The sequence below is a fragment of the Mesorhizobium sp. M1004 genome (genome assembly GCF_040318795.1).
Classification (GTDB): domain Bacteria; phylum Pseudomonadota; class Alphaproteobacteria; order Rhizobiales; family Rhizobiaceae; genus Mesorhizobium.
In genome coordinates, this window is the sequence record NZ_JAMYNB010000013.1 from 25,062 (window position 1) to 41,460 (window position 16,399).

General features: G+C 63.2%; 12 protein-coding genes and 1 pseudogene. 6 read left to right on the forward strand and 7 right to left on the reverse strand.

Annotation, left to right across the window (positions count from 1 at the left end):
- Nucleotides 1-370: 370 nt before the first annotated feature.
- Nucleotides 371-1,288, reverse strand: a complete 918-nt coding sequence (locus NKH54_RS24615) for a DMT family transporter (protein ID WP_352626765.1) — start codon at nt 1,286-1,288, stop codon at nt 371-373.
- A 211-nt stretch (nt 1,289-1,499) separates the two neighbouring features.
- Between NKH54_RS24615 and NKH54_RS24620 the strand changes: the two genes are divergently transcribed.
- Nucleotides 1,500-2,720 (forward strand): alanine racemase, encoded by a 1,221-nt coding sequence (locus NKH54_RS24620; protein WP_023668250.1) that lies wholly within the window; start codon nt 1,500-1,502, stop codon nt 2,718-2,720.
- Here NKH54_RS24620 and NKH54_RS24625 read toward each other — a convergent pair.
- Nucleotides 2,717-3,448, reverse strand: coding sequence for an SDR family oxidoreductase (locus NKH54_RS24625; RefSeq protein ID WP_023682154.1), 732 nt, complete (start codon nt 3,446-3,448; stop codon nt 2,717-2,719). The genes NKH54_RS24620 and NKH54_RS24625 overlap by 4 nt on opposite strands.
- 131 nt (nt 3,449-3,579) lie before the next feature.
- Here NKH54_RS24625 and NKH54_RS24630 point away from each other — a divergent pair, with 131 nt between their 5' ends.
- Nucleotides 3,580-4,479: a LysR family transcriptional regulator gene (locus NKH54_RS24630; RefSeq protein ID WP_023682153.1), complete on the forward strand. Its 900-nt coding sequence runs from the start codon at nt 3,580-3,582 to the stop codon at nt 4,477-4,479.
- A gap of 25 nt (nt 4,480-4,504) precedes the next feature.
- Here NKH54_RS24630 and NKH54_RS24635 read toward each other — a convergent pair whose 3' ends face one another.
- Together NKH54_RS24635 and NKH54_RS24640 are read right to left on the reverse strand one after the other, a co-directional pair.
- Nucleotides 4,505-5,734, reverse strand: coding sequence for a lytic murein transglycosylase (locus NKH54_RS24635; RefSeq protein ID WP_353029202.1), 1,230 nt, complete (start codon nt 5,732-5,734; stop codon nt 4,505-4,507).
- A gap of 32 nt (nt 5,735-5,766) precedes the next feature.
- On the reverse strand, nt 5,767-6,564 hold the full coding sequence (locus NKH54_RS24640) for a glycoside hydrolase family 25 protein (protein WP_023833911.1): 798 nt from the start codon (nt 6,562-6,564) through the stop codon (nt 5,767-5,769).
- A gap of 283 nt (nt 6,565-6,847) precedes the next feature.
- Between NKH54_RS24640 and NKH54_RS24645 the strand changes: the two genes are divergently transcribed.
- Nucleotides 6,848-8,227, forward strand: coding sequence for a serine hydrolase domain-containing protein (locus NKH54_RS24645; RefSeq protein ID WP_352446332.1), 1,380 nt, complete (start codon nt 6,848-6,850; stop codon nt 8,225-8,227).
- A gap of 123 nt (nt 8,228-8,350) precedes the next feature.
- On the opposite strand, the pseudogene NKH54_RS24650 reads toward NKH54_RS24645, so the two are convergent.
- From NKH54_RS24650 to NKH54_RS24660, 3 genes and pseudogenes are all read right to left on the reverse strand, one after another.
- Nucleotides 8,351-9,007, reverse strand: a pseudogene (locus NKH54_RS24650) (class I SAM-dependent methyltransferase); the annotation flags it as partial.
- Nucleotides 9,004-10,302: a BtaA family protein gene (locus NKH54_RS24655; protein WP_352446331.1), complete on the reverse strand. Its 1,299-nt coding sequence runs from the start codon at nt 10,300-10,302 to the stop codon at nt 9,004-9,006. The gene NKH54_RS24655 and the pseudogene NKH54_RS24650, both read right to left, overlap by 4 nt.
- A gap of 31 nt (nt 10,303-10,333) precedes the next feature.
- Nucleotides 10,334-14,293, reverse strand: a complete 3,960-nt coding sequence (locus NKH54_RS24660; protein WP_353029204.1) for a hydantoinase B/oxoprolinase family protein — start codon at nt 14,291-14,293, stop codon at nt 10,334-10,336.
- Between the two features lie 177 nt (nt 14,294-14,470).
- On the opposite strand from NKH54_RS24660, the gene NKH54_RS24665 reads away from it, so the two are divergent.
- The 3 genes from NKH54_RS24665 to NKH54_RS24675 all read left to right on the forward strand — a co-directional run bounded on the left by NKH54_RS24665 (nt 14,471) and on the right by NKH54_RS24675 (nt 16,361).
- Nucleotides 14,471-14,668: a hypothetical protein gene (locus NKH54_RS24665; protein WP_023668260.1), complete on the forward strand. Its 198-nt coding sequence runs from the start codon at nt 14,471-14,473 to the stop codon at nt 14,666-14,668.
- 209 nt (nt 14,669-14,877) lie between these two features.
- Nucleotides 14,878-15,597: a TerB family tellurite resistance protein gene (locus tag NKH54_RS24670; RefSeq protein ID WP_353029205.1), complete on the forward strand. Its 720-nt coding sequence runs from the start codon at nt 14,878-14,880 to the stop codon at nt 15,595-15,597.
- Nucleotides 15,594-16,361, forward strand: a complete 768-nt coding sequence (locus NKH54_RS24675; protein ID WP_353029206.1) for an N-acetylmuramoyl-L-alanine amidase — start codon at nt 15,594-15,596, stop codon at nt 16,359-16,361. Before NKH54_RS24670 ends, NKH54_RS24675 begins: the two co-directional genes overlap by 4 nt.
- The last annotated feature ends 38 nt before the right edge of the window (nt 16,362-16,399 follow it).

The window sequence follows — 16,399 nt, forward strand, 5'->3', positions numbered from 1 at the left end:
TTTCTTCCGCTCCGGCGGTTACGGAAGAACACCTATGATAAGGGCGCCAATGAAGGCAAATGCAGCACAGATCATCAATGCGTTGATTGGCCTCGTAAGTCCCATGTCATAGTCTCCTTCTTCAAGAGCTATGGATGGGAGTCTAGGGGCATTTGTGCCACAGGCAAGCGGAAAATATGCTGCAATGCGACGCGATTGTGGAATTTGCGACCTGCCACCTGTCGTTAAGCGTTGAAACTCTTCGGCAAAAGCCGCTGGCAGCCTGTGAATAAATTGTGACGCGCCCGTGGCGAAAGCGAGGCATGGCAGCGCTACCAGAGCTAAAGCGCGTCGTTGTCCCAAAACCGCTGCGCACTTTTGGTCGACAGCATTAGCGCCGACCAAACAACCGCCCGTCGATCGTCACCAGGCCAAGCGCGATCAGTGCCATGCCGCAGAACTCGAACAGAGCGAGCCGCTCGCCGAGGAACAGGAGGCCGAGCAGGATGGCGCTGGCCGGGACGATGAGCGTGACCAGCGAGGCGTTGGTGGCGCCGGCCGAGGCGACGAGGTTGAAATAGAGGATGTAGGCGAAGGCGGTGGAGAGCAGCGCCAGCGCCAGCACCGCCGTCCAGACCGGCGGCGAGGCCGAGAACAGGCCGGCCGGGCCATAGGTGAGCAGCACCACCGGGATCATGATGATGGTCGACGCCGTCAATTGTCCGGTGGCGATGACCGGCGAGGGCACGCCCTTGAAGCGGCGGGCAATCATCAGCGCGACGGCGTAAGACAGCGAGGCGCCGATCAGCGCGAATTTCGCCCAGACCGGGCCGCCGAGCCCGGCCAGCAGGCCGGGGCCGATCATGACAGCGGTGCCGGCGATGCCGAGCCCGATGCCGGCAAGCTTGTTCCAGGAGAGCTTTTCGTCCGCTGTCAGCGCGTTGGCGAGGATCAGCGTCCAGAACGGCGTCGTCGCATTGAGCACCGATGCGACGCCGGCGCCAAGCGCGGTCTGGCCGGCAAAGATCAGCGAGAACGGGACGACATTGTTGGCGAGCGCCAAAAGGAAAAACAGGCCGGCATGCGGGAAGGCGAGGCGGAAGGACGGACCGCGAATGCCGAGATAGAGCTGCAGTGCAATGGCCGCAATGGCAACGCGAAACAGCACCAGCACCAGCGGGTGCATTTCGGCAACGGCGATGCGGGCAAAGAAGAACGAGCCGCCCCAGATGGCGCCGAGCAGCAGAAGCTGTCCCCAGTCGCTTGCCGTCATCGGTCCGCGCTGCACGGCTGTCGTGGCTATTGCCATCGTGAACGTCCTTCCCCGCGGCATCAATGCCAGCCACTCAGGCAGAAGGCATATCGGGTCCGGCGACAAGAGCCACCCGAAACCTGATTGCTGGCAACAGTGCTGCCAGCAGGATGCGCCGCTGGGTCAGTGCCCGCCAGACACAGAATTGTTTTCTTTGGCCGCTAGCTTGGATTAATTGTGCGCAGCCGAGAAGTCAGGGGATTCGTCCATGCAGCGATTCGAGAATGCCCGCGAGGCGGCGCTGGCGCTTCGGCCGGACGATCCGGTCTACTGCTTTCGCCCGCAGGTGCTGAAGGCGGATGCCAAACAGTTCATGGGCATGTTTCCCGGCAAGACAGCCTACGCAGTCAAGACCAATGGCGAGCAGATCGTGCTGAAGGCGCTGGTCGAAGCCGGCGTCACCGCCTTCGATGTGGCCTCGCCCGGCGAGTTCGCCGCAGTGCGCGCCGTCTCACCCGACGCCGAGATGCTCTACATGCATCCGGTCAAGGCGCAGTCGGACATCAAGCTTGCGCTGGAAAAATACGCCATCCGCGTCATTTCGCTCGACCATGAGGACGAGATCACCAAGCTGACGCGGGTGGTGCGGGCGCTTGACATCGATCCGGGCTCCATCAGCGTGTTCGTGCGAATCCAGACCAAGGGTTCGGCGGCCTATGAACTGTCGAAGAAATTCGGCGCCGGGCCGGCCTATGCGGTGGAACTCGCCGAGCGGCTCAACCGCACCGGCTACAAGGTCGGCCTATGCTTCCATGTCGGCAGCCAGATCGAGGATCCCGACACCTATGAACGGGCGCTGGCCTCCGCCGATTGGGTGCGCAACCGGCTGACCTTCGACATTGCGGGGCTCGATGTCGGCGGCGGCTTTCCCGCCGAGTACGGCCATGACCCCAATCGCAAGCAGATCGAGATGCCGTCGCTCGGCCAGATCATGTCGCGGCTGTCGGGCGACCTCAGGGAATACCAGTTCGACCAGATCCCGTTGGTGGCCGAGCCCGGCCGGGTGATCGTGGCGCGCTGCCTGTCGCTGATCGTGCGCGTGCTGCTGCGCAAGGGCAAGCGGCTCTACATCAATGACGGCATCTGGGCTTCGCTGTCGGATTCATGGACCGGCAAGATCACCCTGCCGGCGCGCTTCATCCCCGATCCGGCCATCCGCTCGCGCAATGGCGAGGAAAAGAACATCGTGCCGTTCAAGGTCTGCGGCGCGACTTGCGATTCCGTCGACATTCTATCCCGGCCGTTCTGGCTGCCGGAAACCGTCGACACCGGCGACTGGATCGAGATCGGCCATATCGGCGCCTATTCGCTGTCGCTAAGAACCCGCTTCAACGGCTTTTATCCCGATACCTTCGTCGAGGTGACGACACCCTTCGATGAAGGCGATGCGCCGCAGGGATTCGCGAGTTTGGAGACGATGGCGGATTAGGCGACGCCTCCACCGGCCTGGATATTCTCGCCGGTCAGCCAGCGGGCCTCGTCGCTGGCCAGGAAGACCGCGACATCGGCAACGTCGCGGGGCGCGCCGATCCTGCCAAATGGAGACATGCCGGCCGCCACGGCGCGATCGCGCTCGGGAAGCAGGTCCGTGTCGGTGAAGCCAGGCGACAGCGCATTCACGGTGATGCCGCGCGGTCCGAGTTCACGCGAGAGCACACGGACGAATTGTTCGACGGCGCCCTTGCTGCCGAGATAGAGCGCCGTTTGCGTGAAGAACATCTTGGTGCCGCCGGTGGAGACCGCGATGATGCGGCCACCGTTTCGCACACGGCGCGCTGCTTCCTGAAGCACGAAGAAGGTGCCCTTGGCATTGGTGCCGAAGACATGGTCGAAATCGGCTTCGGTTGCCTCCGTCAGAGGCTTGATGACGGCGACGCCGACATTGGCAACCACGATGTCGATCGCGCCGAACTCACTCTCAGCCTCGTCAAACAGGCGATGAATATCCGAGACGCTTGATATGTCGGCCTGGACGGCGATCGCCTTTCCTCTCCTGCCGGCGATGGCGGCCACGACCTCGTCAGCGGCTTCGTGGTTGCCGACATAGTTGACGACGACGGCAGCGCCCTTGGAGGCGAGTCCTTCGGCGATGGCTCGCCCAATGCCGCGCGAACTGCCGGTGACGAGTGCGGTTTTGCCTTGCAAGGACTTGGGCATGATACGTTTCCTTCAATCATTCAGGCCCGTGCCGGTTTCATCTGACGGGTCCGCTAGTCGAGAAATAGGGCCATGCAACTGATCAGATAATGGCCTATTATCTGACTAGCTTGTTAATCTAGGGATACACAATGCGCGGTTCTGAATTCGCCGAGCTCAAGGCATTCGCCGCAATCGTGGAAGAGCGTAGTTTCGTCCGCGCCGCCGCCCGGCTGCGTGTTTCCCCGCCGGCGCTCAGCCAGTCGATTCGGCAACTGGAGGCTCGCATCGGCATCAGGTTGCTGAATCGCACGACGCGTAGTGTTTCACCCACTGGTGCCGGCGAGACGCTGTTTGCGCGCCTTGCCGTTGCGTTCGAAGAGCTGGAGGGCGCCGTAGCGGACATTCAAGCCGCGCGTGATCGGCCGGCGGGTTCGCTACGAATAAACGTGCCGCGTGTTGCCGCGGTGCGGTTCATCGGCCCGATCCTTGGCGACTTCCAACGCGCCTATCCTGATATCGCGCTGACCGTCATCGTCGACGATACGCTGACCGACATTGTTCGAGGACGGTTCGATGCCGGAATCAGGCTTGGCGAGCGGCTGGAGAAGGACATGGTGGCAGTGAAACTGAGCGGGGATTTGCAGATGGCGGCGGTGGCCGCTCCCGTCTATCTCGAAAATCGGGCCATACCGCGCCATCCGCAGGAGTTGCATCAGCACCAATGCATAACATTCCAGTGGCCTGGTGGCGGCAACCTCTATCGATGGGAGTTCGCGCGCGGCAAACGGTCTCTGGAAATCGCCGTCGAGGGCAGCCTGACTGTTAACGACACCGAGCTGATGCTGAACGCGGCGCTGGGTGGAGCAGGCGTTGCCTACATGATCGACTATCAGGTCCAGTCCTGGATCAATGCGGGCAGGCTGATGAGATTTCTAGAGCCCTGGTCGCCCAGCTTTCCAGGCTTCTTCCTGTATCACCCGAGTTCGAGGCACGTCCCCCCGGCTTTGCGGGCATTTATCGACTTCGTCCGGGCAAGGAGTAGGGAATAAGGAACCCAGCTTGGGCAGATTCTACTCACAGTTTCCCCAAAAGCTCCGGCGTCGGCCAGCCGTCGACCGGCATGCCGAGCCGCATCTGTTCCTTGCGGATGGCTTCGCGGGTGTTGGTGCCCAGAATGCCGTCGACGGTGCCGACGTCATAGCCCCTGGCTTCGAGCTTGGTCTGCAATTCCTTCATCTGGTCGCCATTGAGCCCGGTTTCGGGATTGCGCGGGTCGAACTGCTTTGCCCCGGCCAGCCGGCTGGCGAAGTTGGCGGCGGTCAGCGCGTAGGTGAAGGACTGGTTCCATTCGAGATAGACGTCGAAATTGTCGTAGGCGAGGAAGGCCGGACCTTTGCGGCCCATCGGCAGCGCCAGGCCGGCCTTCAGGCCATTGTCGATCAGCGGCGTGCCATCGGGATTGGTGACGCCCCACGCGGCCCATTGAGACAGCGGCAGCTTGTTGGTGCGGCCGGTCTGCTCCCAGGGCATGTCCTCGGGCACGCGCACTTCCTCGATCCACGGCTGGTCGCGTTTCCAGCCGCGCGACAGCACCTTGTTGGCCGTGGTCATGATCACGTCGGGTACGCTGCGCCTGAGGTCGACGATGCCGTCGCCGTCGCCGTCGACGCCGCGCGCGAGATAGTCGGAAGGCAGGATCTGCGTCTGGCCGATCTCGCCGGCCCAGGCGCCGGTGACGTCGGCCGGAACGACGCCGCGATCGATCAGCGTCAACAGCGGCAGCAGTTGCGGCCGAAACAGCTGCGGGCGGCGGCAGTCATGCGACAGCGTCACCAAGGCGCTCAGCGTGTGGAAATCGCCCTGTACGGCGCCGAAATCGGTCTCCAGCCCCCAGAAGGCGGTGATGATCGGCGCCTGGACACCGAACTGCTGGTCGGCGCCCGCAAAGATTTCGGCGTATTTCTTCAGATTGGCCGCGCCCTGCTTCAGCCGGTAGGCCGAGATCATGCGGTTGGAGAACTGAATGAAGGTCTGGGCGAAGACGCCCTGGGCGCGGTCACGCGCGAGCACCTTGTCGTCGATGGTGGCGGCCTCCAGCGCGTTAAGGCCGACAGCGCCGACACCGGCTGCCTTGGCTTCCGCCGCCACGCCTTGCTTCCAGGTTTCGAAGTCGCCGCCGCATTCCTGCGCCGCCGCCGGCATCGCCGTAGCGCCGAGCAGCAGGGCCGCGAGCAGCCCGGAGCGCAGGCGGCTCTTCGACTGTTTCCGGCGTAAATATCCCAGTGGCTGCAGGTAGGTGCGCATGGGACGTCGAAAAGCAGGCGGTAGAGCCGGTGTCAACGGGTGTTCTGCCGCAGCCACTTTTTCCAGGCTGCCTCAGTGCCGTTGAAGACGTTGATATCGGACTTGCCGTTCATGCCGGGCACGATACCGGTTCCGGTGTATTGCCAGAAGGTGAAAGGGTGGCTGCCGTACCTCTGGCGGGGGTGGCCGGCCACCGAGCGCAGCCAGTAGGGATAGCCGCGGAAGGTCGCAAGGTCGTTATCGTCGAAGAAGTCGACCGAGGTGTAGATGATCGGCTTCTTGCCATAGTGCCGCTCGATCATCTCGAGAAAGGTGGTCATTTCGGCCCGCACCGTCGCTGAATCCGGGCGCAGCCGGCAGGTCGGCGATTGCGGGTTCCACTCCATGTCGAGCACCGGCGGCATGGCCGAGCGGTCGACGGGCACGTTCTGGATGAACCAGCGCGCCTGGGTGGCGGCAGGCGTGCAGAAATAGAAGAAATGGTAGGCCGCGCGCGGAATGCCATTGGCCTTGGTGCGCGACCAATGCTCGTTGAAATACTCGTCGAAACGGTCGCCGCCCTCGGTCGCCTTGATGAAGGCGAAGGAGATGCCGCTGGCCTTGGCCGTCGGCCAGTCGACCGAGGTCTGGTATTTGGAGACGTCGGTGCCGTGAACGGCATAGTTCCAAGGCGCGCCGCTATCCCATTCATGCGGCTTGGAGTCTTCGAAACGCGGTGCGCGCACGGCAACCGTCGGGCTGCTGGATGGCGACATCGAGGGCACGAGATCGCCGGCGGTCGAGCAGGCGGCCAGCAGCGTCAACGTGATGAGGGCCGCGAAACGGCGCATCGCATTTCCCGAGCCGGAATCAGCCGGTCGCTGTTGGGTTGTCGTTGCAGGTGCCCCTCAGGCGATCGCCCCACAGCATCGCCTGATACGCTATTTTCGTGCATGTCGTTGTTCCAAAACCGCTGCGCACTTTTGGGCGACATGCACCAGTGATCGCCGATCATGGTTGATAACAGGTTGACGGCGCTCGACAAGAACACCGATTTTGCGGAAGCAATGGCGGCAAATCGATGACATAAATCGGGCCGCAAGCCACGGGCAGCGGAAAAGCAGGGACGGAAAGATGCGGATCGCCGTGAAGATCATCAAATGGCTGCTCGGCCTGGTCGTGTTGGCCATAGCCGCCCTGTTTACCTGGCTCTACGTCGCGCCGCCCGAACTGATCCGCGTCGGTTCCGGCTATTCCGCCAAGATTGTCTGCTCGAATGTTTTTATCGCCGGCCGTGATCCCAATGAGGTGCTTGCCATCGACGTGCAGGCGCCCGGCCATCCGCTTCTCAGGCTGATGAAGGTGTCGGTCGACAAGAACAGGGGGACCGTCTCGGCCGGGCTGCTTGGCTTCCTCGGCAAGAGCGTTGCTGTTGCGCGCGCCGGCCTGGGTTGCGCCTCGGTTCCTGATGGCGACGTCGGCAAGGCACGGCGCACGTCAATCCCTGCCGAGGCGTCGGCGGCCACCAAGGGCGATCTGTGGCCCGAGGGAGATCGAGTCGATGCCTCGCAAAATCCCGAAATCAACAAGATCCTCGACGGTGCGGCGATGACCGGCATCGGCATGCGCGCCGTGGTGGTGGTCAAAAATGGCCGCATTGTTGCGGAGCGTTATGGCGACGGCTTTTCGGCGAAAACGCCGCTGCTGGGCTGGTCGATGACCAAGACAGTCAACGCCGCGCTCGTCGGCACGCTGGTCAAGGACGGCAAGATGGCGGTGACCAATCAGGGCCTGTTCGGCTCATGGAAGGCGGACGGCCGCGCCGCCATCAGCCTTGCCGATATGATGGCGATGTCGAGCGGACTCGAGTTCAACGAGGATTATGGCGACGTTGCCGATGTGACGCGCATGCTCTACCTCGAACCGGATATGGCGGGCTTCGCCGAGGCCAAGCCGCTGACCGGCGACGTCGGCAAGGTCTTTTCCTATTCGAGCGGCACGGCGGTGATGCTGTCGCGGCTGTGGCAGGATGCTATCGGCGACAAGGACAAGGCGCTGATGTGGCCAAGGGCAGCGCTGTTCGGGCCGCTCGGCATGCAAAGCGCGGTGCTCGAAACCGACGAGGAGGGTACCTTTGTCGGCTCATCCTACCTCTATGCCACGGGGCATGACTGGGCGCGGTTCGGCCAATTCCTGCTGCAGGGCGGCGTCTGGAACGGCAACCAGATCCTGCCGGCCGGTTTCGTCGACTGGATGTGCGAACCGGCACCGGCCTCGAAAGTCTACGGCAAGGGGCAACTTTGGATCGAAGCCCCGGGGGACGAAGGAAATCCCGGCGCCGGCGTCGCCGCCGGCCTGCCCAACGATACCTACTGGATGGAGGGCCATGACGGCCAGACGGTCGCCATCATCCGGTCGGAGCGACTGGTGGTGGTGCGGCTGGGGTTGACGCCGGCCAAGCTCGGCTACCGGCCGCAGGTGATGGTCGGCGCGCTGATGAAGGCACTGCGCTAGCTCCCTTTACCCTCCCCTTGATGGGGAGGGTCGGCGCGTAGCGCCGGGGCAGGGTGCCTGGCACTTCACCCCCACCCGCGCCTTCGGCGCGACCTCCCCCATCGAGGGGAGGTAAGAGTGCGCGATCTTGACGACCGCCAGCCAGGCATAGCCGCGATAAAGCGTACGGAAACGGAAGCTTGCGCCGGTTCGCCGAGACTCCGATTCCAAGACTTCGCGCAATGATTCACGCGGCGTGACATGGAATTTCTTGAGCCAGCCGCGCAGCAATGTCCGGAACCAGTTGGGCAAGCCTTCCTGCTGGCCGAAATCGACGACATGCAGCGAGCCGCCGGGCGCGAGTGCCGCAAGGGCTGCCGAAACCGTCTTTTCCCAACCGGGGATCATCGACAGCGAATAGGACACGAAGATGCGGTCGAAGCGCTCGACGCCGAACAGCGTCTTGGCGTCGAAATCGGTGGCGTCGCCGCGCGCCAGCACGGCGCGGCCGGACAGGCCGTCGCGGCCGATCGCCTTGCTCGCCGTCTCCAGCATCTCGGCCGAGATGTCGAGGCCGTAGAGGCGGGCGTCGGGATAGCGGCGGGCTACAAGCGCGATGTTGCGGCCGGTGCCGCAGCCAAGTTCGAGCACTCTGCCATTCGCCGGCACATCCAGCCCGACTATCATCTGGTCGCGGCCAAGCAGATAGTATTTGCGGGTCAGGTCGTAGATGTGGCGCTGCCAGCGGTAGACGCCGTCCATCAGTTCGGCATGATCGGCCGGCAGCCCGCTCGCGCTCATGCCGCGCGCTTCACATAGAGGTGGAAGCCGCCATAAATCGCAGAGCGGTCGCGGGCCGAACAGTCGCGCGAGGCCTCGTCCTCGTAGGTCCACTGGTCGAGCAGCGAGATCGAGACGCGGCCCGGCAGCAGGCTGGGCTCGGCGGCGGTACGGAAGATGACTCGGGCGCCGACCGAGGCGGTGCGGGTGATCTCCGACCAAAGGGCATTGAGCTGGTCGTCCGTCATCCAGTCCTGCGCGTCGAGCAGGACGAAACGGTCGACGGTGCCTGCGTCCTTGCCGGCCAGAAATTCGATCAGATTGGCGTGGTGGATGCCGACGCGATCGACATTGTTGCGGATCGCCTTGTAGTTGGCCTCTTCTAGATAGGCGGGCAGGGCGGCCTCACCCGGATTGGGATAGCGACGGGCGAAGGCTTGCCAAGCGAAGTAGTTGTTCTTCAGCGGAAAATCGCAAGCGAGCTTTTCCAGCCGGGCCTTCAGCACGCTGGCCATCGAACCATCGCCCGAGGTGATCAGCGAATCGTACTGCGCCGGCGGAATGCCGAGGCCGAACAGCGAAGCCTTGCGCGAGGTAGCCCAGCGCAACAGCTTCTTGTCGAAGACCGGCGCCAGCTCTTCGTTGAAGAAGCGGCGCTGGTCGGCGAGGCTCTTCGACGCCATGATACCGGCGGGATCGACGCCGAAGAATTTGGCGATGCGGTGGCCCATGGCGATGAACAGGCCGAGCAGGCCGGTCTGGTAGAAATTGCGGTCGAAGACGGTGATGCGCCGGCGGCCGCGCCAGCTGCGACGCTCCCAATAGTGGCGGCTGACCGGGTCGAGATGCGGCGCGATGAAGCGGTCATAGGCTTGCGAATTGTGGTTGGTGTCGGCGGCGCCGAAGAAACGGAACAGATCGCCCTGCGAGGGCAGATGCCGCACCGCCTCCAGCTTCATCCGGTTCAAGGCGATGTGGGCGGCGTTGAGGTCGACCGCATCGACGCGTTCAGGCGAGCGGGTGAGGTAGGCGAGGATGTTGCAGCCGCCCGACGCTATGGTGACGAGGCGGTGGCCCTGGCCAAGCTGCATGGCCTCCATGTCGACTTCAGGGTCTTCCCAGATCTGCGGATAGACAAGGCCGGAAAACAGCAGCGCAAACAGTCGTTCGGAAAGGCCGGCCTGCGAAAGCGGGCGGTTCTGGTAGACGGCTTTTCCAACTTCCTTGCCGCGGCGAAAAACGAGATCCGAGGAGACGTCCGTCATGGCAAAGTGATTCCCCATTTGCTTTGCCGCAAGCGGGTAACTCAGGGGCATGACAGGCGGGTGACAGCCTGTTGACGCGAGTTCAGGCCTTGCCAAACCCGCCCGGCGTCGGCGTCGTCAGGATGACGGCGTCGCCGGCGTCGAGCACGGTCTGGTCGCAGGCCTTCAGCGTCTCGACGCTGCCGTCCTGGCGGCGGACCTTGGTCGAGCCGACCTCGCCGTCACCGCCGCCATCAAGGCCTTGCGGCGGGCGGTTGCGGTGCGAGGACAGGATGGCGCATTCCATCTTTTCGAGGAAACGGATCGTCCGCCTGGTGCCGTCACCGGCATCCCATTTGCCTTTGCCGCCGGAGCCTTCGCGAATGTGAAAATCCTCGAGCAGCACGGGAAAGCGCAATTCCAGCACCTCCGGGTCGGTCAGGCGCGAATTGGTCATGTGGGTGTGGACGCCGGATGTGCCGGCAAAGCCGCGGCCGGAGTTCATCTGTCCGGCCGGCGAACCGGAGCAGATCGTCTCGTAATACTGGTACTGCTTGTTGCCGAAGGTCAGGTTGTTCATCGTGCCTTGCGCATTGGCCATGGCGCCCATGGCTCCGAACAGCGCGTTGGTGACATGCTGCGAGGTCTCGACATTGCCGGCGACGACTGCTGCGGGGTAGGCCGGCTTCAGCATCGAGCCGTCGGGGATGATGATGTTGATGGGCCTGAGGCACCCGGCATTCATCGGGATCATGTCCTCGACCATGACGCGGAAGGCATAGAGCACGGCGGCGCGGGCGACGGGCTCGGGCGCGTTGAAATTGTTCTTCATGACAGGCGAGGTGCCGGTGAAGTCGACGGTCGCTTCGCTCTTTTGCCGGTCGACCGTGATCTTCACCTTGATCACCTGGCCGGTGTCGGTCGGGTATTCATACTGCGAGCTGTCAGGCAGCCTTTCCAGCACGCGGCGCACGCTTTCGGCGGCATTGTCCTGGACATGGCCCATATAGGCCTCGACGACATCGAGGCCGAAATGGGAGACCATTTTGCGCAGTTCCGCCACGCCCTTTTCATTGGCGGCGATCTGCGCCTTTAGGTCGGCGATGTTCTGGTGCGGGTTGCGGGCGGGGTAGGGGTGGTCGGTGAGCAGCGTTTGCAGCTCCGCCTCGCGGAATTTTCCGCGATCGACGACGCGGAAATTGTCGAACAGCACGCCTTCCTCGTCGACCGTGGTGGCAAGTGGTGTCATCGAGCCAGGTGCCGTGCCGCCAATGTCGGCATGATGGCCGCGTGAGGCCGCCCAGAACAGGATTTCCTCCCCCCTTGAAGGGGAGGTGGCGGCGGAGCCGCCGGAGGGGGTCGCTGCGGCAGTGCTCGACGCCCTTGCGGTGCCTTCTGAGAGGACCCCACCCGGCCGCTGCGCGGCCACCCTCCCCTCGAGGGGGAGGGAAAAGACCGGCGTCACCACGGTGATGTCGGGCAGATGCGTGCCGCCATTGTAAGGTGCGTTCAGCGCAAAGACGTCGCCGGGGTGGATGTCGCCGGAGTTCAGCCGGATGATGGTTTCGACCGAGCGGTCCATTGAGCCGAGATGCACCGGCATGTGCGGCGCGTTGGCGACCAGCGCGCCGTGGCGGTCGAAGACGGCGCAGGAGAAATCCAGCCTTTCCTTGATGTTGACGGAATAGGCGGTGTTCTGCAGCGTAACGCCCATCTGTTCGGCGATCGACATGAAGAGGTTGTTGAAGACCTCCAGCATCACCGGATCGGCTTCGGTACCGAGGGCAGCCGTGCGAACTTTCCGTTCGGTGCGGCGGATGACGACGTGATTGAGGTTGGTGATTTCGGCCCGCCAGCCCGGCTCGACGACGATGGTCTGGTTCGGCTCGATGATCAAAGCGGGGCCTGCGATCAGGTTGGATGGGCGCAGATTTTCGCGACGATGGATGCCGGCCTCATGCCAGCGGCCCTCGGTGTAGATGCGCCGCGTTCCGGACGCACCCGCTTCAACCCTTGCCGGTCCGGCGGGCGCAACGGCTTCGGCCGTGGTCTCGACGATCTCGGCGCCTTCCACGCCAACGGTCTCGACGATCATCGGCTTGTCATCATAGACGAACCCGAACTGCGCCTTGTGGGCGATTTCGAAATCGCGCCTGGCCTGGAAGATCGAGTCGCCTTCGAAATTCACCGGCAGCGTGGTGTCGGTGCCGTCATAGCGGATGTGCAGCACCGGCTTTGCCGCAATCTTGTCCTCGGCGATGCCTTGCGCTACCAATTCGGCCATGACGGCTTTTTTCAACGTGCCGATGAGGCTGCCCATCTGGGTCCTGGATTCTTCGGCAAGCGGCTTCAGGAGCGCCTGCTGGCGCGACGCGAAAACCGACGACAGGCCGATACCATAGGCTGAGAGCAGACCGGAGAAGGGGTGGATCAGTACCGCCTCCATGCCGAGCGCGTCGGCAACCAGGCAGGCATGCTGGCCGCCGGCGCCGCCAAAACAGTTCAAGAGATATTCAGTGACGTCATAGCCGCGCTGCACGGAGATCTTCTTGATGGCATTGGCCATGTTTTCCACCGCGATGGTGACGAAGCCTTCGGCGACGGCTTCCGGCGTGCGGCCATCGCCGATTTCGACGGCCAGCGCAGCGAATTTTTTGCGCACGGCGGCCACATCGAGCGGCTGGTCCTGGCCTGGGCCGAAAATTGCCGGGAAGAAATCGGGCTGCAGCTTGCCCAGCATGACATTGGCGTCGGTGACGGCCAGCGGGCCGCCGCGCCGGTAGGCGGCGGGGCCAGGATTGGCGCCGGCGGAATCCGGGCCGGCGCGGAAACGGCCGGCTTCGTAGTGCAGGATCGAGCCGCCGCCGGCAGCGACGGTATGGATGCGCATCATCGGCGCACGGATGCGCACGCCGGCGACCTCGGTGTCGAAGGCGCGCTCATACTCGCCGTCATAATGGGCGACGTCGGTCGAGGTGCCGCCCATGTCGAAACCGATGACTTTCTCGAATCCGGCGAGTTTCGCCGTCTCGACCATGCCGACGACACCGCCGGCCGGGCCGGACAGCAGCGCGTCCTTGCCCTGAAACATGTCGGCGGCGGTAAGCCCGCCCGACGACATCATGAACATCAGGCGAGGGTTCTCCCTCCCCCTCGAGGGGAGGGTGGCGGCGAAGCCGCCGGGTGGGGTCGCCGCGGCAGTGCTCGACGCTTTGGTGGTGCCTCCTGAGAGAACCCCCTCCGTCGGCTTTGCCGACTGCCCTTCGCTATGGCTCCGGGCGTTCGTCGCTGAAAAAGCCAAATCGTTGGCTTTTTCTCGGCCTTTGGCCGACCGCTCCTCACCCCCCACAAGTGGGGAGATTGGCGTCGCGCCCAGTTCTCCCGCCACCCTTTGCACATAGCGCGACAGGATCGGCGACAGATAGGCATCGACCACGGTGGTGTCGCCGCGGCCGACCAGTTTGATCAGCGGCGAGACTTCATGGCTGACCGAGACTTGGCTGAACCCGATCTTGCGGCAGACTTTCGCCACCGCCTTCTCGTGGTCGGGATATTTCCAGGCATGCATGAAGACGATGGCCACCGCATCGATGCCGTCGGCCTTCGCCTGTTCGATGGCGGGCCGGCAGGCGGCGATGTCGAGCAAGCGCTCGACCTCGCCATTGGCGCGCACACGCTCGTCGATCTCGATGACTCGCTCGTAGAGCTGTTCGGGAAGGATGATCTCCTTGGCGAAGATGTCCGGCCGCGCCTGATAGGCGATCTTCAGCGCGTCGCGAAAGCCCTTGGTGATGAGCAAAAGCACACGGTCGCCCTTGCGCTCCAGCAGCGCATTCGTGGCAACGGTGGTACCCATCTTGACGTCACCGACCAGGCCCGGAGGAATAGCGGTGCCGGATTTCAGCCCCAGAAGCTCGCGGATGCCGGCTATGGCCGCGTCGGGATAGGCTTCGGGATTTTCCGACAGGAATTTCCTGGGATGCAAACCGCCTTGCGGATCACGTCCGATCACGTCGGTAAAGGTGCCGCCGCGGTCGATCCAAAAATCCCATTTCTTGTCCACGCAGAACTCCGGCATTGCATTTGGGTCCAGACTGTTAGTTCGGCATCGCCCGGCCCGCAATCGGTAGTGCGCGGATGTTACATCAGGAAACGCAACGTTACGAAACTCATGGCCGTTTGATGCATTTTGCCTTCGACCGTTCACCGCAACGTGAGCGTGTGTTGAAGGAGAGATGTCATGAAAAAGCTCATTCTTGCTTCCGTTTCCGCCCTGGCCCTGTTCGGCGTTGCCGCCTGCAGCGACAGCGGTACGGATAACACCACCACCCAGAGCACCAATCCGCCAGCCGCCGAGCCCATGAAGCCGGCGACGCCGGATGCACCGAAGCCTGCAGAACCGGCTCCGGCAACACCTGCTCCTGCCCCCGCGCAGTAGCAGCAGTCTCGGTCACTTTGACGTGACGAGAGAGGAGGCCGGCTTCGCGCCGGCCTTCCTGCGTTTAGGTCGATTCGGGGCTCAAGGGCCTTGAACCGGCTCTTTCCTACGGTTTGGGATCTGGCGCGTCGGTTGCTTGCGTAAATTCGGTCCACTCTGCGGCGCTGTCTTGGCTTGATAGCAATGGCCGGCGGCCCTAATAAGCGCTCATGTCGATTTGGGATCGCCTCGGCGACTTCATCACCCGCGTTTCATCTTCAGCCACGTCCGGCGTAGCCGATGTGGTTGAGGCCGTGCGCACGGTTTTCTCCGGTGACGCTGATCTGCGCCGGCGTGTTGCCTTCTCTGTGGCGATGATTGCGCTGTCAGCCAAGATGGCCAAGGCCGATGGCATCGTCACCCAGGACGAGGTTCGCGCGTTCCAGGAAATATTCGAGGTGCCGCGAGAACAGACCCGCAATGTGGCGCGGCTTTACGATCTGGCCAAGCGCGACGTCGCCGGGTTCGAGACCTATGCCGAGAGTATGGCGCAGATGTGCGGCTCGGGCCATTCGAACTGCGTCATGCTGGAAGACATACTCGACGGTCTGTTCCATATCGCCAAGGCGGATGGGCTGGTGCATGAGCGCGAAGGGATTTTCCTGCACCGTATTGCCGAGATTTTCCGCATCGACGAGGTGCACTACGAGGCCATCATGGCCAGGCACGTCATTCTCGGGGCCGGCGATCCCTATATCGTGCTCGGCATTGAGCGCGGCAAGCCGTTCGAGGAGGTCAGGAAGCGATACCGCAAGCTGGTCTCCGACAATCATCCGGACCGGCTGATCGCGCGCGGCCTGCCGCAGGAATTCATCAAGATTGCAACGACCAGGGTCGCGGCGATCAACGCGGCCTATGAAATGATCGAGCGGGGCCTCAGGCACGCATGACCGGCTTCTCGCCCGACGAGCCAAGCGCGGAGGTCAGGGTATCGCCGAATTTCGGCCCGCGGCGCGAAACGCTCAGGCCCGACATGATCGTGCTGCACTATACCGGCATGGCGACTGGTGCTGCGGCGGAAGCCTGGTTGTGCAACCCCGCAAGCGAAGTCTCGTCGCACTACCTCGTCCATGAGGATGGCCGCATCATCCAGATGGTGCGCGAAAGCGACCGCGCCTGGCACGCCGGTGCAAGTTCCTGGTTCGGTCGTCGCGACATCAACTCCTGTTCGGTCGGCATCGAAATCGTCAATCCCGGCCATTTGCTCGGCTATTCGGCCTTTCCCAAGCGGCAGGTGGAAGCGGTGATCGGGCTTTGCCTTGGTATCATCGAACGCCATTCCATTACGGCGCAAAGGGTGCTTGCCCATTCCGACATCGCGCCGGGGCGCAAGATCGACCCGGGCGAGAAATTCCCCTGGAAGGCGCTGTTTGCGGCCGGGGTCGGCCATCTCGTGCCTGCGGCGCCGGTCCGGCGCGGCGCGGTGCTGAAAGCCGGCGATGCCGGCGCCGAGGTCGAGGCACTGCAGTCGATGCTGGCGCTCTATGGCTATGGCGTCGAGATATCAGGTGTCTTCGACCGCCAGACCGAAATCGTCGTCGAAGCTTTTCAGCGGCATTTCCGACCACGCCTGGTGGATGGCGTCGCCGACGGCTCTACGTCTAGCACGCTGCAAAGCCTGCTGACTTCCCTTAGGTCAGTTGCGTCTAAATAATCTTTTCCTAATATTCAAGTTACAGCCTGTCACTGAAA

Coding starts and splice junctions, on each gene's coding strand:
- NKH54_RS24675 (WP_353029206.1), top strand. CDS start 15,594: ATGACCGGCTTCTCGCCCGACGAGCCAAGCGCGGAGGTCAGGGTATCG.
- NKH54_RS24615 (WP_352626765.1), bottom strand. CDS start 1,288: ATGGCAATAGCCACGACAGCCGTGCAGCGCGGACCGATGACGGCAAGC.
- NKH54_RS24655 (WP_352446331.1), bottom strand. CDS start 10,302: ATGCCCCTGAGTTACCCGCTTGCGGCAAAGCAAATGGGGAATCACTTT.
- NKH54_RS24635 (WP_353029202.1), bottom strand. CDS start 5,734: ATGCGCACCTACCTGCAGCCACTGGGATATTTACGCCGGAAACAGTCG.
- NKH54_RS24625 (WP_023682154.1), bottom strand. CDS start 3,448: ATGCCCAAGTCCTTGCAAGGCAAAACCGCACTCGTCACCGGCAGTTCG.
- NKH54_RS24620 (WP_023668250.1), top strand. CDS start 1,500: ATGCAGCGATTCGAGAATGCCCGCGAGGCGGCGCTGGCGCTTCGGCCG.
- NKH54_RS24630 (WP_023682153.1), top strand. CDS start 3,580: ATGCGCGGTTCTGAATTCGCCGAGCTCAAGGCATTCGCCGCAATCGTG.
- NKH54_RS24645 (WP_352446332.1), top strand. CDS start 6,848: ATGCGGATCGCCGTGAAGATCATCAAATGGCTGCTCGGCCTGGTCGTG.
- NKH54_RS24670 (WP_353029205.1), top strand. CDS start 14,878: ATGTCGATTTGGGATCGCCTCGGCGACTTCATCACCCGCGTTTCATCT.
- NKH54_RS24665 (WP_023668260.1), top strand. CDS start 14,471: ATGAAAAAGCTCATTCTTGCTTCCGTTTCCGCCCTGGCCCTGTTCGGC.
- NKH54_RS24640 (WP_023833911.1), bottom strand. CDS start 6,564: ATGCGCCGTTTCGCGGCCCTCATCACGTTGACGCTGCTGGCCGCCTGC.